16 protein-coding genes are annotated in these 18,260 nt (G+C 62.9%); 4 read left to right on the top strand and 12 right to left on the bottom strand.

Annotated elements, in window-relative coordinates:
• Window position 1: 1 nt before the first annotated feature.
• From mqnB to OXH56_02270, 3 genes are all read left to right on the top strand, one after another.
• Complete coding sequence (gene mqnB, locus OXH56_02280) at window positions 2-769, top strand: futalosine hydrolase (GenBank protein MCY3554128.1); 768 nt, start codon at window positions 2-4, stop codon at window positions 767-769.
• 76 nt (window positions 770-845) lie between these two features.
• Entirely contained in the window at window positions 846-1,673 is an 828-nt protein-coding gene (locus OXH56_02275; protein ID MCY3554127.1) for a 1,4-dihydroxy-6-naphthoate synthase, read from the top strand.
• Window positions 1,674-1,861: 188 nt separating this feature from the next.
• Window positions 1,862-2,674 carry a M55 family metallopeptidase gene (locus OXH56_02270; GenBank protein ID MCY3554126.1) on the top strand — a complete coding sequence of 271 codons (813 nt, stop codon included), beginning with the start codon at window positions 1,862-1,864 and terminating at the stop codon, window positions 2,672-2,674.
• Window positions 2,675-2,680: 6 nt separating this feature from the next.
• Here the strand turns inward: OXH56_02270 and OXH56_02265 are convergent, their stop codons facing one another.
• The 3 genes from OXH56_02265 to OXH56_02255 all read right to left on the bottom strand — a co-directional run bounded on the left by OXH56_02265 (window position 2,681) and on the right by OXH56_02255 (window position 7,090).
• Entirely contained in the window at window positions 2,681-3,499 is an 819-nt protein-coding gene (locus OXH56_02265) for a sugar phosphate isomerase/epimerase (GenBank protein MCY3554125.1), read from the bottom strand.
• Window positions 3,500-3,516: 17 nt separating this feature from the next.
• Window positions 3,517-5,592 (bottom strand): hypothetical protein, encoded by a 2,076-nt coding sequence (locus OXH56_02260; protein MCY3554124.1) that lies wholly within the window; start codon window positions 5,590-5,592, stop codon window positions 3,517-3,519.
• Between the two features lie 91 nt (window positions 5,593-5,683).
• Window positions 5,684-7,090 carry a transporter gene (locus OXH56_02255; GenBank protein MCY3554123.1) on the bottom strand — a complete coding sequence of 469 codons (1,407 nt, stop codon included), beginning with the start codon at window positions 7,088-7,090 and terminating at the stop codon, window positions 5,684-5,686.
• An 85-nt stretch (window positions 7,091-7,175) separates the two neighbouring features.
• Here OXH56_02255 and OXH56_02250 point away from each other — a divergent pair, with 85 nt between their 5' ends.
• Complete coding sequence (locus OXH56_02250) at window positions 7,176-7,973, top strand: sugar phosphate isomerase/epimerase (protein MCY3554122.1); 798 nt, start codon at window positions 7,176-7,178, stop codon at window positions 7,971-7,973.
• Between the two features lie 15 nt (window positions 7,974-7,988).
• On the opposite strand, the gene OXH56_02245 is transcribed toward OXH56_02250, so the two are convergent.
• From OXH56_02245 to OXH56_02205, 9 genes are all read right to left on the bottom strand, one after another.
• A complete protein-coding gene (locus OXH56_02245; protein MCY3554121.1) occupies window positions 7,989-9,005 on the bottom strand; it encodes a Gfo/Idh/MocA family oxidoreductase in 1,017 nt (338 codons plus the stop codon).
• A gap of 34 nt (window positions 9,006-9,039) precedes the next feature.
• Window positions 9,040-10,365 (bottom strand): amidohydrolase family protein, encoded by a 1,326-nt coding sequence (locus OXH56_02240; protein ID MCY3554120.1) that lies wholly within the window; start codon window positions 10,363-10,365, stop codon window positions 9,040-9,042.
• Window positions 10,366-10,494: 129 nt separating this feature from the next.
• Window positions 10,495-13,482, bottom strand: a complete 2,988-nt coding sequence (locus tag OXH56_02235; GenBank protein MCY3554119.1) for an amidohydrolase family protein — start codon at window positions 13,480-13,482, stop codon at window positions 10,495-10,497.
• 72 nt (window positions 13,483-13,554) lie between these two features.
• Complete coding sequence (locus OXH56_02230) at window positions 13,555-13,770, bottom strand: hypothetical protein (protein ID MCY3554118.1); 216 nt, start codon at window positions 13,768-13,770, stop codon at window positions 13,555-13,557.
• A 21-nt stretch (window positions 13,771-13,791) separates the two neighbouring features.
• The gene (locus tag OXH56_02225) at window positions 13,792-14,079 is read right to left on the bottom strand and encodes a hypothetical protein (GenBank protein ID MCY3554117.1); all 288 of its coding nucleotides are present in this window, start codon (window positions 14,077-14,079) and stop codon (window positions 13,792-13,794) included.
• A gap of 91 nt (window positions 14,080-14,170) precedes the next feature.
• Window positions 14,171-15,178, bottom strand: coding sequence for a hypothetical protein (locus OXH56_02220; protein ID MCY3554116.1), 1,008 nt, complete (start codon window positions 15,176-15,178; stop codon window positions 14,171-14,173).
• A gap of 8 nt (window positions 15,179-15,186) precedes the next feature.
• Window positions 15,187-15,579 (bottom strand): hypothetical protein, encoded by a 393-nt coding sequence (locus OXH56_02215; GenBank protein MCY3554115.1) that lies wholly within the window; start codon window positions 15,577-15,579, stop codon window positions 15,187-15,189.
• 129 nt (window positions 15,580-15,708) lie between these two features.
• On the bottom strand, window positions 15,709-17,916 hold the full coding sequence (locus tag OXH56_02210) for a TonB-dependent receptor (protein MCY3554114.1): 2,208 nt from the start codon (window positions 17,914-17,916) through the stop codon (window positions 15,709-15,711).
• A gap of 54 nt (window positions 17,917-17,970) precedes the next feature.
• Window positions 17,971-18,260 (bottom strand): DUF1080 domain-containing protein (locus OXH56_02205; GenBank protein MCY3554113.1); only part of this gene is annotated, 290 nt, incomplete at its 5' end.

Below are 18,260 nucleotides of genomic sequence, written 5' to 3'. Positions count from 1 at the left end.
CATGAAACTGGACTATCTACTCATCACCGCGACGAAAATGGAACAGGAATGGGTCCAGGCACGGATGGAGATCTCCGGGACGGACCATCCGCTGGCCCGGCCCTGGCACCTGGGCTCGTTGTGCGGGAAGCCGGTGCTTCTGATCGAGGGCGGCGTGGGCCAGGTCAACACGGCCGCGGCCCTGACCCTCGCACTGACGCGACATGACCCCGCCGTGATCCTGCAATTCGGCGTGGGCGGCGCGTACGTGCGGTCCGGGCTCGAAGTAGGTGACCTCGCAATTGCAACGGAAGAGTGCTACGGTGATACCGGCGTTTTAGCCCCGGATGGTTGGATCGACCTGGAAGGGATGGGTTTTCCCGTGCTTCCCGCCCGGACCGGCAACCACGGACGACCCCAAAGGCAGCCTGTCTACAACAGGATACCGCTGGATGTCACACGGGCCGATGTGATTCTACTGCACGTCAAAAATGGGATGGAAGGGGAAACAGCTTGCGGGATCGCGGCCGGTCCTTTCGTTACGGTGCAGCGGTGCAGCGGCGTTCAGGCAGTCGGCGATACGCTGGCCGCCCGTTACGACGGGATATGCGAGAACATGGAAGGAGCGGCCGCAGCCCATGTTTCCGCGGCCAACTACATTCCCTTCGTGGAGATACGCGGCATCAGCAACCGGGTGGTCGACCGGGACCTGTCGCAATGGGATCTGCCCCTGGCGATCCGGCGCTGTGGGCGAGCGGTCGAATGGATCGTGGAAAGCGGGGTATGCTGATGCGGTGCGCGGTAGCGGTGCCTCCTTTTGCTGGTAGATTATGGAACGTCGGTTCCGTACGCAGACGGAGTTCACCGTGACCGCCCTTTCTCTCGGCTACTCGCCCTGTCCGAACGATACGTTTATCTTCTGCGCCCTGGTCCAGGGCCGAATTCCCAATGCACCGAAGTGCCGGGAAGTGCTGGAGGATATCGAGACCCTGAATACCCTGGCCCTCGAGCGGAAATTGGATCTGACGAAGATCTCCTTTCACGCTCTCGGTCACCTGCGCGACCACTACGTCCTGCTCCGGGCAGGTGGAGCTTTGGGCAGGGGTTGCGGTCCGCTTGTGGTTTCGAGAGAACCGCTGCGCCCGGAACAACTGAAGGACAAGAAGATCGCCCTGCCCGGCCGACTGACCACGGCGGCGCTGCTAATGAGGCTTTTCGATCCTTCCCTGGATCAACTGGTTTACCTGCCCTTCGATCAGATCATGCCGGCCTGCCGTCGAGGCGACGTCGACGCCGGGGTGATCATCCACGAAAGCAGGTTCACTTACGCCGAATACGGTCTGTCCCAGGTGATCGACCTCGGCGCCTGGTGGGAGGAAGAGGCGGGTCATCCGATTCCACTGGGCGGAATCCTCGCGCGGAGGGACCTGGGCGGCGATATACACGAACGACTCAACCGGTCGATACGATCGAGCATCGAATTCGCATACGCCCATCCTGATGAAGTGAAGCCCTACATCCGGCGCCATTCACAGGAGATGGACGAAAAGGTCATGCAGCAGCACATCGACCTCTATGTAAATCAGTATTCACTTCAGTACGGAGACGACGGAGAAGCGGCGATTCGCGACCTGTACGATCGGGCCGAACGGGCGGGAATCGTCCCGTCATCGAAGTATTCCCTGTTCGAGTAACGGTTATTGTCGAATGCCGGCCACCGCCCAGGCCCAACCACCGCCCAGACCCGGCCACCGCCCAGACCGGGCCACCGCCCAGACCGGGCCACCGCCCAGGCCTGGCCACCGCCCAGACCTGGTCACCGTCACAGATCGGCCAGGCAGGACGACAACACAGATTACCCTTAGCACAGAGAGGGATTACCATGCGCATATTGATGATGACGGACATGGAAGGCATCAGCGGCATCGTGGCCTGGGACCAGGTAAACGGTGGCAAGCCCATGTACGAGGAAGGCCGGCGGCTGTACACCGAGGAGATCAACGCCGCCGTCCGGGGCGCCCGGGCCGCGGGCGCGGAGGAAATCGTGGTGGTGGACTGTCACGGTGCGGGCGGCGACTGGACCTTTAATTCGCTGGTACCCGAGTTGCTCGATCCGGGATGCGAGTGGGTCGCCAAGCACCCTTGGTCGCGTTACACGGAGATGTTCGAGACGGGCTGCGACGCCGCGGTGTTCGTCGGCATGCACGCCCGGGCGAACACGCCGGACGGCGTAATGTGCCATACGATCTCGACGACGGGCTGGCGCAGCCTGCGGTTCAACGACGACGAAGTGGGCGAAGTCGGCATCAACGCCGCCCTCTGCGGACACTACGACTGCCCCGTGCTGCTGGTCACCGGCGACGAGGCCGTATGCCGCGAGTCCCGGGAGTTACTCGGAGAAAACCTGCCTATCGTCGCCGTGAAACGAGGCCTGTCAAGGTATTCCGCCCGGCAGATACCCCCGGTCCGCGCGCGGCAGATGATCGAGGACGGGGCGCGGCAGGCACTGCAGGACATGCCCGACATAAAACCCTACGTGCCCGACACACCCACGAAGATCACCATCGAACTGGACACCGTGGACAACGCGGCGCACTACAGGGGCCAGCCGGGGGTCTCGTTTCCCGACGACCTGACCGTCGTCAGCGACGGCCGGGACTGGATGGAGGCCTGGAACCAGATCTGGCACTGGTAGGCCCGCCTACAACTGCTCCATCAGGTTCCGGACGAACCGCAGGTCCGACCGGGCCAGATCGACGACTGTGTCCACGGGTTCTCCCCCGTATTCACTGTGCATGCTGACGGGTCCGTCGAACCCCTGGGCCTTCAGCGTGGACAGCACTGTCTTCCAGTCCCCGAAACCCGTGCCCAGCCGCACCACGTCGACTTCCCACCTACGTTCGCCGTCGTGGACCCGCTGCACCCTCGCCAGGTCCTTGAAGGACATGACGGCCAGGTACGCCCGGACGATGTCGAGGGCCATGTCGATCGGTTCGCCGCAGATGGACAGGTGCCCCACGTCCGCGAACACGCCGACGTGGCGGGGGTCGAATCCCTGCACGACGTGCGTGACGGCGGACGAGTTCAGGCCCATGGAGTGGCCCGAATGGTTGTGCACGACGGTTTTGACGCCGGTCTTCTCCGACAGGCGCTGAAGCCCCTCCAGTTCCTTCCGCACGCGGTCCAGTTCCGCCCAGTAATCCGACCCCGGCGACCAGTGCCAGTACCCCAGCTTGATGTGCTTCACCCCGTTCTCCCCGCAGGCCTGGTAGTATCTCTCCGCGTAGTCCAGTGTGGCCGAAGTGAAATCCCCCGGTGCCGTCACGAGTGGGATGGAAAGCCCCTCATCGGAAAGCACCCGTGCGGCTTCCGGCAGGGCCCGGTCGATGTTCCCGGGATTTACCGGGTATCCGTCGCGCACGCACAGGTCGGCGCCGGAAACGCCCACGCTGTTCAGTTTATCCGCGATTTCCGCCAGCGTCAGGCCCTCGAGGTGCTTGGTGAACATGATGAACTGCATGCGTCGATTCCCCTTTCTCAGTAGGACTCCCAGCGATGAGGCCGGTCCGGGAACCAGGCCAGGTCTACTCCCATGGCGACCAGCTGCCAGAAGAGATAGGCGAGCAATATGCCAATAAACAACTTTCGCACCTTCTGGTAAAGCGTCGGGCCGCCGATGCGGAACACGATGGCTTGGACCAGCCAGGCCAGGAAGATCGTCAGGATGGCGTTTCGTACCGGGGCGGACATGACGACCACCATGCCGATGGGATGGAGCGGCCACCACGGAAGGAGAATCCGTCCGGCCAGGAGCACGATCATCATCACGACCCCGCTCCCGAAAAACAGGATTTCGAGGTCGCTGATCTGCGTCGCATTGTTGACCCAGGTCACGATCAGATCGTAGAATCGGATGCCTCGGTCCGTGCCCAGGTCGGTCCGCAGGTTCTGTGCGCCGAAGGTGTTCCCGGCGTAAATCACGTAGCCGACGGAGGCCACGGCACTGAGGCAGAACGCTACGGCCACGCCGGCGAAGAGGTGCCTGGATGAGATCCCGCTCCCGGGATCCCGTGCATCCGGAAACCGATCGGCGCAGGATTGCCGGCGCTGGCGCCACCGGGATTTCAACCAGGCTACGTGGGACGTGCCGATCATGGTGAAGGTGCGCCAGTTGCGCGCGAACCCGTTGGCCATGCCCAGGGCTGTAAGGTCGCCGCGGCCGATCTGCGCGGACCCCACGATGGCGATGGAGAACTGGTGGCTGTTGATGGGCAAATCGAGCGTCACTACACCCGTTTCCGCCACGACGCGGGCCAGGGCGATGTAGAAGATGAAGAGCAGGGTGATAAACAGCGCCATGACCGGAAGGGACATCCCGGCGGCGTACAGCCAGCAGATGATGAAGAGGAGACCGAGCAGGAAGCCGAAAACGGCCGTGCGGTAGGAAAACAGCTCTTCCGCGTCGTCCAGCTCGTCTTGCCGGCCCAGGGCGTGGCGCCATACGGCCCCGATATGACGGCGGGCCATCCACAGGCCGAAGAGGACGAAGGTAACCAGCCCGGCAATGGATTGAATGCCGGCCAGGCCGCCATGGATGATGGTGCCGGTGGTGGAACCGACGCCGAGCAGGTTGAGCGATCCCTCCTGGAACATGTAGAAGACGAGAAACAGCCACATGCTGAGCAGTACGTCCCGGTTGACGAAGATTAGCAGGCATAAAACAAACACGTTCACCCGGAAGATGAGCCCGGGAAAGGCCGGATCGAGCGTAAGTACCCGGGAGTGTTCGGCCATGATCGGGACCGGTGGCCATACGCCCCAGAAAGAAATGATGTTCCAGATCATGACCATGGTCATGACCGCGGCGCCGGTCCGGATCCATCGGTTGCCGCCCGTCCTGCTGCCGCCACCGTTCCCGCTGCCGCCGCCCAACCCGCTGCCGACCTCTCCCTCGCCGCCGTCTTTCCCAGTGCCGGCCTCCCCTCTGTCGCCCAGCGAGATCAGGTGCAGGCCCACTTCGCCCAGCGGGAACTGAAGCCGTTCGTGTTCGACCCACTGCTTGCGTAGCATGACGACAATGCACGCGCCCACGAAAAGCAGGATCAGGATAAAGACACCCCACCAGAACAGGGGGGACAGCCATGCGGCCCAGGGAATCGACTGGCCGGATTGAAGACCCTCGTAGAAAACCCGCGCCGCCGCCCGGTCGCTGAGGACCAGCCATTCGGGCAGATAGGGAAAGAAGATGGTTTCCCAGCTGTTTTCCGGCGAGGCGAAGTAGTACGGCGCGGTGATCACGACGAGCAGGTATTTCGTCATGGCCTGGTCGGGCACCGTGGAAGCGATCAAACCCATGGCGAAAACCATGATCAGTTCGTAGAACGAGAGCGCCGACGCGGGACGTATCCGCGCTACCAGGGTATTGGGCAGCAGCACGCAGAACAGAAAGGGAACGAGGAATACCGGGGGAAGGTGGGTCGCAGCCGGTTCGTAACCGATCTGGTTAGCGGCGTATTCTCCCGTGAAGCCGATAAATAACGAAAGCGCGGCCCCGATGAAGACGGCCCGGAAGGTACGGAAGCGCTGGAGGAAGGCCGATGCGATCGATGTCATCTGGAAGTGGCTGGGACAGGGCTCGGTTCACACGGTCAAGCGATACCGGTCAGGTTCAGATCGTCAGGTGAAGGCCGCCAGGTGCCAGCCGTCAGGTCCACACGGTCAGCCCCATGACGAGGTACACGACACCCGTCAGCACGGCGGCGATCATTGCGTAGGGGATCTGGGTTCTGACGTGATCGATATGATCCGATGCCGCGCCCGTCGAAGCAAGAATCGAGGTGTCTGAGAGTGGAGAGCAGTGGTCGCCGAAGACCCCGCCGCCGGCCACGGCCGCAATGGTCGCGTATACGATATCGGTCAGCGCGTCCCCTGAATATACCAGGGCCACGGGCACCGCGATCGGCAGCATGATGGCGAAAGTGCCCCAGGACGTGCCGGTGGAAAAGGCCATCACGGCCGCCAGCAGGTAGGTGGCCAGGGGGAGCATGGACGGGGTGAGGAAGTCTCTCGAAATCGATACCATGTAGTCGGCCGTGCCCATGTCTCTGCTCAACTGGTTGATCGTGTAAGCGAAAACCAGGATCATGATGGCCGGCATGATCCCCTTGATGCCCGTCATCGCCGTGTCCATGATGTCGTTCAGCCGAATGCCCTGGATTCGGATCGATATGCCGAGGAAGATGACGACGGCGAGATAGGCCTCCAGCGTCTTCGCGGATCCTGTGAGCACAAAGGAACCCAGGACGATGACGATGATCAGGATGACGGGCAGGATGAAGTTCAGGAACAGGCGGGGTTTTATCTCCTGGAACATGGGAGTCTCGGTCAGTTCCCGTCCGATGAGCGGCACCGCGCCGTCTCTCAGCACCTTGCCTTCGTCCATGGCCCGGCGTTCCGCTTTCTTCATGGGGCCGAACTCCGGGACCAGTCCCGATGCGATCAGCCCGACCAGGATGACCGCGGTAATGGCGTAGATATTGTAGGGAATGGAATGAATGAACGCGTTCAGCGCATCGCCGGCATCGGCGATGGGACCCATGCCGATGGTGAGTCCCGAGATGTAGATCGCCCAGCCCGTGAAGGGCAGGAGGACGATGACCGGGGCGGAGGTGGAGTCGGCGATATAGGCCAGTTTCTCCCTGGATATCCGCGCCTTGTCGGCCAGGCTCCGCATCGTGGTCCCGACGAAGAGTGGGCTGAAATAATCGCTGAAGAACACGAACATGCCCAGCATCCACGTCCAGAGCTGTACGCCCTTGCGCGACAACTTCCGATGCGCCACGAACTGCGTGAAAGCCTCGATGGCACCGGTGCGCATGAAGAAGGCGATCATGATCCCGATGCAGATCTCGAGCAGGAACACCCAGGAGAAACTGGTATTCCCGATCGCGTCGATCATCAACTGGGAAAACCCCAGGGGCCCCTGCCCCGCGATCAGGACGCCCACCAGGCAGGCCACTGCCAGGGAATACACGGCGTTCCGGGTGAGGAAGGCCAGTACGATGGCAAGGGCCGGCGGCACGATGGAGAGGATGCCGAGGTCGGTTTCCAAGGGGATCTCCGGATTAGAGATTGGATCGGATCTCAACTAAGAAACAGCTATCAGGCGTTTCAGGCAACTGCCTATATTGTGATGCATGAATCATCTCAGTTTCATGCTGACCGATCCGCCGTCCCGATGGGGCGGGAGCGTAGACGACACCTTCCGTTTCATACGATCCATTGGATATGAAGGCGTGGAATTAAACCTCACCCCGGAACAGGCCGGCCTGCTGGACCATGTCGAGGACGCCGCCCGCGCCCATGATCTGCCGGTCGTTTCGCTGCTCACCGGCGCGGCGTACGCGGAGGGACTCTGTCTCAGCGCCCCGGATGCGTCCATACGTGACCGAACGGTGGAGCGCCTGGTGGAGAACATAGAGACTGCGAATCGGTTCGGCGCTATCCTGGTGGTCGGCCTGTTGCAGGGCCTGCGCACCGACGAACCGGACCCGGTGGCCGCCAATGCGCGGATCGTTTCCTGCCTGCAACGGGTGGGACGGGAAGCCGAAGCCCGTGGGGTCGACATTGTGATCGAACCGGTAAACCACCTCCAGGTGGGATTCAACAACAGCGTCGGGGAAGTCCTGCGCCTGATCCGGGACACCGGATCGGCCGCTTTGCATCCCATGGTCGACACCATACACATGAATATCGAGGAGACCTCCCTCGTACAGCCCATCCAGGACTGTGGCGCCCGTCTCAGGCACGTTCATCTCTGTGAGAGCCACGGCGGATTGCCGGGTACCGGCCGCATCGACTTCGCGGCCGTCCTCAATGCACTGGAAGGCGTCGGGTATCCCCATTTCGCTTCGGTAAAGGTCTACAGGAAGGTCGGACCGCGAGAAGCGGCAAAGCAGAGCATGGCCTTCTTCAGGAAGCTGAAGCCGGGCTAGGTACGCTGCGGCGACTCACGGCCATTCCGGTTTTTGCGGCTGGCCGGTTCGAATGGACTCGAGTCCGGCCTCGCAGACGGCCACGACGCGTGCGCCCGTGCGGGCGGGAATCGGGTTTTCGATGCGGCCGTCGAGCGTGTCCAGGAAATCAATGACTGAACGGCCCCAGCCGTGCCCGCCCACGGCGGCCTCGTCGGAAACGTTGGGCAGCGTCACGGGTTCCAACCCCCTGCGGTAAAGCTTTCCGTTCCAGAGTGTCCCTTCGGTGCCGTAGACGGCCAGCATGCCTCCTCCCATGCCGTGTCCGGAGCAGCCGCTGGAGACGAAGACCTTGCCCAGCACCCCGTTCTCGAATTTCAGCATGACGATATAGCAGTCGTCCGCAGGAAACTCGGGCACGCTCATCTTGCTGCTGTAGGCAAAGACCTCCACGACCGGCGAGTCCACCGTGGAAAGGATGTTGTCGATGGGATGGCAGCCTCCGCCCAGCAGGATGTTCTGCGGATTCCGGCCGTCAATCCGCCAGGGTGTGTGTCGACGCTCGCCGGGCTGGTAAATGGACCACATGTCGTGGATGTAGTCGCCCTGGATGAAGAAGATGTCCCCAATTTCTCCCGAACGGGCGGCGCGGGACATCTCTTGCCAGGGATACATGTACCGGATGGTATGATCCGCCATCACGGTCAGGCCCGTCCGTTCGGCGGCGTCCATGACGCGCCGGGCGTCGGCCACGGTCGTGGCCAGCGGCTTCTCCACGAGCGCATGGGCGCCGAGGTCCAGGGCCAGGATGGTCTGATCGGCGTGCAGGTGGTCCGGACCGGCCACGGCGACGATATCCGGGCGCGCATCCGTGATCAATGATGCCAGGTCATTGCCGGAAACCGCATCAGGGTAGAGCGACCCGGCCGCTGCGAGTTTCTCCCCGGCCGGGTCGAACAGGGCGGTCACCCGAGCGCGCCCGCTATGCTCTGCCACCTGGGCCACATACATTCCGGCGCTGCCGCAACCGCTCAGGAGTATGGAATAGGACATGTCGTGGTACTGGATTCAGCGACAGGATCTCACTTCACCTGCTCCCCTGCTCCAGCCGGGTCCGGTACTTGTCGTATAAATCGGTATGTTTGCTGCTGATATCGACCGGACGGCCCTGGATGAAGGCATGTTCCACCTGCGTCATGATTTCGAGCGGGTCTCCGTCGGTCACGATCAGCGTAGCGTCCTTGCCCGTCTCCAGGGAGCCGAGCCGGTCCTCCACCCCAAGGATACGCGCGGGGTAAAGGGTAACGGACTTCAGCGCCTCATCCTTCGGCAGGCCGTAGGCCGCCGCGGTGGCCGCATGGTACGGCAGGTTTCGGACGTTCGACCCCCCACCGCCTTCGAGCCAGACTCTCCGCTCTCCGATGCAGAAATCCAGGCCGGCCTCATGCAGTTTCCGGGCGTTGGTGAATGGCGCGTCGTAGGCCTCCCAACGACGGGCGGGCAGATAATGCACGGCGCCGATGATCACGGGGACATCATTTACCTTCAAACGGTCCGCCACCCGCCAGACGTCGGCGCCGCCGACCAGGACGATCCTCAGGTCCTCGGCCAGCGCCCAGTCGATCGCGGCGTGGATCTGCTTTTCTTCAGCCGCGTGTATGAAAACGGGCAGTTCTTTCTTGAGCACCGGGATCATGGACTCCCAGCCGAGGTCGGAGGGATGAAAAGGCCCGCCGACACTTTCCGCCTCCTTCGCGATCATGTATGCCCTGGCTTCCCGGAAGGCGTCGCGCAGCCTGGTAAGGGCCGCTTTGCGTGCCTTGATCTGCTCTTCCCCGGCCAGGCCGGGAATGTCGCGAACGCGGTAGGATGGCCATCGAACGTGAAGCCCCACTGTCGCAACAAGGGTCATTTCCTCGGTGGTCCATCCATCCATCGCGATCAGCCCGGAAAGACCGGAGATCAGTCCCCCGCTCGGCATGGTCAGGGCGGTCAGGATCCCGTTGGCCCGGGCGACCGGGAAGTATTCGCTGTCGGGATTCACGGCGGTCACCGCGCGGACGCTGGGGGTCACGTTCCCGGTTTCGATATTGTCATGGGTCGCCCACACCGAGCCGATCTCGGTGAGGCCAAGGGTAGTCGGAGCGGCGATCAAACCGGGATACACGTGTTTTCCCGTAATGTCGATGATTCGGGTGTTTTCGGGCAGGACCAGGTCGATCCCGATACCGGTAATCACCCCTGCTTCAAAGAGCACCGTAGCGCCCTCGATGACGCCGCCGCTTACCGTATGGACCGTTCCGCCGGTCAGCGCGATGGGCTGTACCTGCGGGCCGGCGGGCTTCTGCTTGGATGCCGCCGCTTCGTGGACCGGGGGACCGAAGGAACAAACCGCCACAAGTAAAAGAAACATCCACGGAACCGCGGTTCGCTTCCGCCGTGTACCGGCAGCGGTTTTCGCCGGCGGGTTCATCCCCTGTGATACGCGGGGTAATGACAACATTTAAAACCTCCATTCGCCGGGATACCGGCTTGTACGGGCCTACGCCTCCGGCGCTCGATCTTCGGTCTCGGGCGATTCGTCGTCTTCCGGTGATCTGAGCAGTTTCTGAATCAGCCGAGTCCGTTCCTTCTCGACTTCGGCCCGCATCAGTCGGTCCTCGTCGATATCGAAGTACTTCCTGCCGTCGATCCACGTCTGTTCGCACTTCGTGTAGGTGGACAGGGGATGGCCGTTCCAGATCACGAAGTCGGCGTCCTTGCCCGGCTCGAGCGATCCGACCCAGGGATCGACGGCCAGTTGGATCGCCGCGTTCAATGTGACGAACTTCAGGGCTTCCACCTCGTCCACCCCGCCATACTTCACCGCCTTGGCGGCTTCCGTGTTCAAACGCCGGGCGAGTTCGTCGCCGTCGGAGTTGAAGGTGACCAGCACGCCCGCGTCGTGCATCAGCGCCCCGTTATGGGGAATGGCGTCGTAGGCTTCCACCTTGAAGGCCCACCAGTCGCTGAATGCCGAAGCGCCCGCGCCGTGGGCGGCCAGCTCCGGCGCGACCTTGTAGCCCTCCAGCACGTGCTGAAAGGTACCGATCGTGAACCCGTAGTCTTCGGCCACCCGGAGGAGCATCAGAATCTCGTCCTGCCGATAGGAGTGGCAGTGGACAAGGCGTTCACCGGTGAGGACTTCCTGCAGCGTTTCCAGTTCGAGATCCCGGCGGGGCGGCACGACGTCTGACTTGTCCGCCAGCGCCTCGTATCTGTCCCACGCCTGCTGGTATTCCCGAGCCGCCCGGAACCGGTCGCGTATAATCTGCTCGACCCCCATGCGGCTTTGCGGATAGCGGGTGCTGAGGATGCGCCAGTTGCTGCGCTTGACGTTCTCGCCCAGGGCGAACTTGATCCCCGCCTTTGCCTCGGAGAATTTCAGTTCCTCGGGTCCGACGCCCCACCTCAGCTTGATGATCTGGTTCTTCCCTCCGATGGGATTGGCCGAACCGTGCAGCACATTGGCCACAGTGAGTCCTCCGGCCAGTTCCCGGTACATGGCGATATCGTGGCTGTCGATGACGTCGCCGATTCCCACCTCGGCGGTCACGGCCTGCGTTCCTTCGTTAATACCCTCCAGGATAGCCGTGTGCGAATGAGCGTCGATGATGCCGGGCGTGACGTGCTTGCCGGTCCCGTCGATCTCCAGGGCGTGTTCCGGTGCTGTGATGCCCGTGCCAACCTCTGCGATCTTTCCTTCGCGGATCAATACGTCTGCGTTCTCCAGCTTGCCCCGCTCGTCCAGCGTCCACACCGTGGCGTTCCGGACGACAAGATGTTCCGGTTGTGCCGGTACGATTTCCCTGCCGAAGGCGCCCGGAGGGTACAGTGCTAGAGGTTCAGCCACATCGGCCGGTGCGGGCATGTGCTTTGTTTCCGATTCCCGCGGTGCGGTACGTTCGGCAGACCAGGCTACGCTATCACCGCCGGGCTGTATCCCCCGGCCGGTGATCCGGTCTTCCTGGATCGAACCCGAGAAACGCCATACGCCGGCTTCTCCCAGCTTCTCGTCCTCCACGCTGAATGCGATCCGCGCGTCTTCCAGCGTCATGCGGACAGCCTTCATGGCGTTCCCGTCCTTTTCCAGGGTCCCTTCCGGCGCTCCCGGTGCGCCTTCGATGGACAGCGACAGGCTGTCGCCCTGGAGGACGACCGTCCACGCGCCCCGGGGATCGGTGACCGGCCGGGGGGTGACCACGTGGCGGTTGCCCGCGACCCAGACGTCCTGCACCTTCACGTTCTCCGCGAAGAGGGGGCCGTCGGTAATGGTCATGTTGGCCAGCTTGCCGGGATCCAGGGTTCCGAGGCGGTTGCCCAGTCCGAGCATGGACGCGGGCGTCGTGGTCAACGCGGCCAGCGCCGCTTCGTAGGTCAACCCGTGCTCGATCGCTTCACGCACTCTTTCGTGGAATTCGGCGCCCTGGTCCAACCTCGTACTGCTCAGCGCGATAGGGATTCCGGCCCGTTGCAGCCTTCCAGGATTCCCGGGCGCCAGTTCCCAGTGCCGCAGTTCGGCAAGGGTGACATCCAGGGCGTCTTCCGGTGTGGAGACGGTGAAGTCGTCCGACCGGGGAAAATCGAGGGGCAGGATGACGGGCGCACCTACTTGTCGGACCGCGTCCAGCATGCGATATTCATGACCGCTGCCCCGTACGAGGAGCCGCAATCCGAATTCATCGGCCAGCCGGGCGGCGCGGAGGAAGGCGTGGTCGTCATCGACACTCATGAGCACGGCCTGGCCGCGGGCGGCCACCCTGTCCAACGCCGCCAGTGCGTCGTTGTCCTCCGGACGGTCCTGGCGGGGATTCGCGGCGTAGGCCGCGTGGGCGTCCCGGTACCACTGCGCGTCGAGGATCGTCTGCCTCATGAGGGCCACGACGCCCATCATTGAAGCCGGATAGGTGCGGTTCCGGTTTCGTTTCATGCGCAGGTGCTGAAAGACGTCGCGCTTCAGTATGTTCTCATTGGGGGATCCGGATCCCAGGTTAACCACCGCGCTGCTGCCCGCGAACACGCCGCGGTCGGCCACGACCATGGCTGCCGCGAATCCCGTATTCCTCAACCGTTCGATTTCGGTCTCGCTGACGAGGTACGCTAAGGCAGCGGAACGCTCCGGGCGGACGGCGGGGTTCCAGTGGGTAGACCCCGAGGACGGACCCCCTTCCTCTTCAGGCAGTCCGGCCTGCGTGAACATCTCGATCAATCCGGGATAAATGGTCTGACCGGAGTAGTCCCATCGCTGGGCATCCGGCGGGATGTCGACGGAGGCCCCCGCCTCGACGATCAGCCCGTCCCGGATGACCACGACCCCCTTTTCGATGAGGAGATCGGGGCGGACGTATATCCGGGCGTTTTCAAGGGCGTGTACACGCGAAGGGTTTTCCCGCAATCCAGCCTGCGGTGCCGTCTGCTGGGCTTCCACGGCGAGGTTGACGATCCCGGCCAGCAACGCGGCCGCAACAAGGTTAAGACCGATCTTCAGCATGGTGCACCTCCTGAAACCACGGTATCTATTGTATTTGAAACCGACGGTTACACCGGGACTTACATGATTTCCCTACATCAACAGTTCAACAACTTTGTCCATCGCCTGTTCGACTCGGGCGGAGAGTCCGTCGTCATCGAGCCGGCCAATGGGATGATCGATTTCGACAATCGGATAGCCACCGCGTCCGAGTTGCACCGCCATCACCCGTGCGGTGTGGGTGAAGTTGGTCGTGCACAACAGTACGGACGGCAGTTCGAGGTGCTCCAGGATGAGGGCATCGTGCATGCTGCACGCGCTGCAGGAGCCTCAGTCGCCGACGCCCACGAGGGCGAAATGGCAGCGCCGCGCGATGAGACCGGTCATCTCGTCGGACAGCACGCGGCTGGCGCTTTCCTTGTTAAATTCGAGCGCTTCTACGGGATGGTCCAGGCCGCTGCGCAACTGCTCGAAGACGCCGCGCAGGATGACATCGGAATTGGGTTTTCCGTTGCTCACCAGTGCGGCTATAGTGTGCCCGGTACCGAGCGGACGAAGGGCCGGCCGAAGGACCGTTTCGGCGGCGGCGACCGTGGGATCCACGAGTGTTATGGGCATGTTTCCTGCTCCGGGAGTCCGCGCGTTTCCAATGGATCGGCGGCTTGCTCTACGGTCGCTATACAGTCGCTATACAGTCGCAATACGGTCACTACGATCGGGAGACCGGGCGCGTCACGGGCCTTGATCCAACCCCCCTGCCCGCGCCCAGCCAGGAGGGGATGATGGCGGAGTGTCCACCCGCCGAGCCTCCCGCGAAGACAATCCATAGGCCTTCCCGGTCCGGCGTCAGCGTGACGCGCTCCTCCGGTCCCAGGTCGTCGTGCCGGCCCGTTGCGTGGATTTCCCGTCCCGTGGCCGCTGTACGTTCGAACAGCGCGCTCCGGATCGTCTCGCGCGTCCATCCGGCCTTGCCGAAGATCGACCGGTGTTCCGGGCAGATGACGAAAACCGTGGCGGCGCCGGCGTAATTGGTTGTGCGGGCGACGCGCGCGAACGAGTCGATCAGGCCTTCAGGTTCATCGTTCACGTGGTCGGCCACGGAATGGGGGGCTTCGGCGGCAAATACCGTTACGGCACTGCGGTCCGCGGGAACACCCCGTTCTTCGCCCAGGGTCAGCCAGCCGGCGCAACTCGCTTCCGGCAGGCAATACGCGATGCGCCCGGCATGGGCTACCGTCGCCCGGTCCAGATCACCGGGCACGCTGCCGATACCGTTTCGTATCACCAGGTTCAGGGCCCTGCCCAGTGTCAGATTGGAACGGTTGCCCGCGCCGAGCACCGCCGTCTCCGCATTGAAACCCAGTTCCGCGACGACGGGACCGTGAACGATGACCAGGGGCGCGGCGCCCCCCGTGCTGGCCGAGGGGCCGACGATGTTGTATGCCGGATCCAGGACGGCTTCCACCGCGGCCAGGACCACGGGAAAAAGCGCGTTGGTGCACCCGGCCATCACCGCGTTGGCCGCGACCCGTTCCGCGGTGATGGTAAGCTTCCGTTCGGGCACCCGCCCGATTACCCGGCCGGGCTCGAGTCCGCACGCGGCCAGCATCCGGTCGATGCGATCGCGGGTGGGCGGGACGACGGGCAGTCCATCCGACCAACCCCGATCATAGGCGTACGCGATGGCATCGATTTCTGATTCGACCAGGTGGGCCATCAGCAGCGTTACCTGCCGTAGTAGTTTTCGAGATAAGTCAGTATGGTATCTTCGGTCCTGCTGTCAAATGTCTTCAGGCCCTTCTCCGCCTGCATCCACCGTATGGCGTCCAGCCACTCCGCGCGGTTCGCCCGGTACGATCGGATGATCTGGGTCGGATGGCACTGCGCGCATTCCCTTTCCACGACGGGGTAGCCGTCGCCCATGATCAGCCGGGTCCGGTGATTCAGTTCCAGTCCGGTTCGGGGATCGAACATGGCCACGGGCTTGGCCGCCTCGGCCTGGGCATTGGCCAATGCGACTTTCGCTCGTTCCGCTTCGTAGTAGATCACGCCGATCACGATGGCATCGAGAACGATCACGAATGCGATTTGGCCAAGAACGCGCATAAACCTGTTCATGTGCGACTCCTGTGTGCGACTCCTGCGTGCGACTCCTGCGTGCGACTCCTGCGTGCGACTCCTGCGTGCGACTCCTGTGTGCGACTCCTGTGTCTTCATTGGGAACGGCTCATCCGGGCTGGCGGGATGTCATCTCGAACCCGCACCGATGGGAAGGCCGAAACCCACGTACCACGTCCGGCCCGCGGCCGGCTCGAAGAAGCGGTCGCCGAAAGCATTGGGGACAATGGAACCATTGTAACGCGTATCAAACAGATTGTTGACTCCGGCGAAAAGGAGGCCGCCGACCATCTCTCCATTATAGGTGATCCCCGCGCGCACATCAACGAGGCCGTAGCCGTCGTTGACGAAGTCGGAAACGGGCTTTCCGCTGCCCGGGGCGGGTCCGTTGAAGTCGTTGGCATAGTATTCCGACGTCCATTGCGCATTCAATTCCACGAACGCGCCATTGCCCGGGTGGGTGTAGGTGAATCCGGCGAACAGGTGGTGGGGCGGCACCCCGGGCACTTCGTTGTCCGACAACTGGAAGCGTGAGGTGCTTCCATCGACCTCCCGCTCGACCTCGAAGTCGTCGAACCTGAACTGCATGCCGGTGTAGGCCATCGCCATGTTGACCGGGGGCAGGGGTGACCAGTTCAGCTTCAGTTCGATGCCCCGGTTCCGCGTTTTGCCCGCATTGCGGAAGAAGACCTCGTCCGTCTCCGGATTGTCGATCTGGTAGGGCAGGAGCATATTGCGTATGCCGAAGGTGAAGAGGGCCGCGTCATAGGCCAGCCCCGCATCGGGCAGGAATCCCTTGATGCCCGCCTCGAAGCCGCGGATTCGTTCGGGCTCGAGATCCGGGTTGAAACCGCCGGCCTGTGTGGGCTGGTTGCTCAGTTCCGTGGTAGTCGGCGTCTGGAAGGCCGTGGAGAAATTGCCGTACACCGCCGTGAGCGGGGCAGGCCGGAAAGCCACGCCCAGGTGGGGACTGAACTGCGCCATGTTCCGCGTTCCAGAATCGTCGGTCCGGTCACTCAGAAACCGGTCCGTGGCCTCGTACCGGAACCGGTCGTACCGTCCGCCGGCGGTGACGGAAACATCTGAAACGGGTGACCATTCCAGCTCCAGGAAGGGGCCGAAGCCATCGACGCCTTCCTCCTGGTCCAGCCGTTTGTCGCCGCGCGAAATCTCATCGAAGACGCGGGCATCGTCCAGCGTGCCGACCAGGTCTCCCGGAATGCCGCCATTGCCGTATTCGTGCCGTTCGTCACGCTGTATCTCCAGGTCTAATCCGGCCGTCATCCGGTAACCGCCGTTTCCGATCCCGCCCTCGCGGCTGTATACTCCCCGGATTCCCCCGGCCATGCGGTCGAGGTCGATGATCCGGCCCGGTATGGGGTTGAACAGCGTGCGTCCCATGCCGAACACCGTGATCTCCCCCTCGGCCCCTGGCGACTCGTAACGAAGGGACAGGCCGCCCTGGAACTGTCTGACCTCCTTGGACGCACCCTGCCGCTGGACGAAAGACCTCGCGCTGGCGGGGTCCGACTCGGCCGTTGCCTTGTCGAGAGAGCTTGGGTTGTACTGGTAGGGGGCATTGTAGTAATTGGCCACGGCCGTCACGGTCCAGGTATCGTCGATCCTCCGTTTGCCGACGGAGTTGATGCCGGTCGAACGCGCGAAGGCGTGGTCGCGGAACCCGTCGAATCTGAGCGTATTGAAATTGACGAGAAACCGGTTGCCGCCCGCGGTGCCGGCCGCCTTGCCCTGCAGGCGCCGCAGGCCATGAGAACCGGTAATGAATCGGGGCGTGACTTCGAGCGGCCGGTCCGGAGCCTCTTCCGTGCGGATCTGGATGACGCCGCCTGCCGCATTGCCGTAAAGCGACGAGCTGGGACCGCGCAGTACTTCAATCTGCCCCGCCGAGGTGAGATCGAGGTTGTTGAGCTGGGACTGGCCGTCGGCCATGGTCAGCGGAATTCCGTCCAGCACCAGCTTCACCCCGCGCACGCCGAAGGACGCCCGGCTGCCCAGGCCGCGGATGCTGATCCGGTCGCCCTGGGAAACGTTGTTCCGGTTGTTTACGATGATGCCCGGAAGTCCGCGGACGCTCTCCTCCAGGGAAAGCCCCGGTTCGGCGCGCTGGATTTCGTCCCGGTCTACCCGGTCCACGGCATAAGGTATGTCGAGGATCTCCCGGATGTAGCGGGTAGCGGTGACTTCAATGGGTTGGAGAATGTGATCTACGGTAACTTCGGTGGTGTCCGGCGTCGACTGCGGCCAGGCGTGGGCGGGTTGCGGATGCAGAAACAGATGCAGTAAGAGGACGCCGCAGGCTGGAAGAATCGTTTTCATCGAGTACCGAATCGATGTGACGGGGCGGACGAGGGGCCCGCCCCGCGGTGTTCACTAATCCAATGAACGAATCTTGACGTTCTTGAACCGGATTTTGCCCTGGCCGAAGGCCTGCAGCACGACGACGCCGCTGTAATGGGAGGAATCCTGGATCTTGACGGCTTCTTCCCCGTTCAGCGTAACTGTGATGTCGCGTCCGTCGGCGGTGATGACCATGGTGTTCCACTGGCCTTCGGTCTTCGGCGGCGGTTCGTACTTGGCCAGCGCCACGATGCTGCCGGTGGTGTAGCCCGAGCCATGGGTATCCGCGATATTTATCTCATAGTATGAATAATGTTTATCTC

This window comes from Gemmatimonadota bacterium, assembly GCA_026702745.1.
Taxonomy (GTDB): Bacteria; JAAXHH01; JAAXHH01; order JAAXHH01; family JAAXHH01; genus JAAXHH01.
Note: the sequence above shows the minus strand (reverse complement) of the source record. Positions and strands in the feature narration are given on the sequence as shown.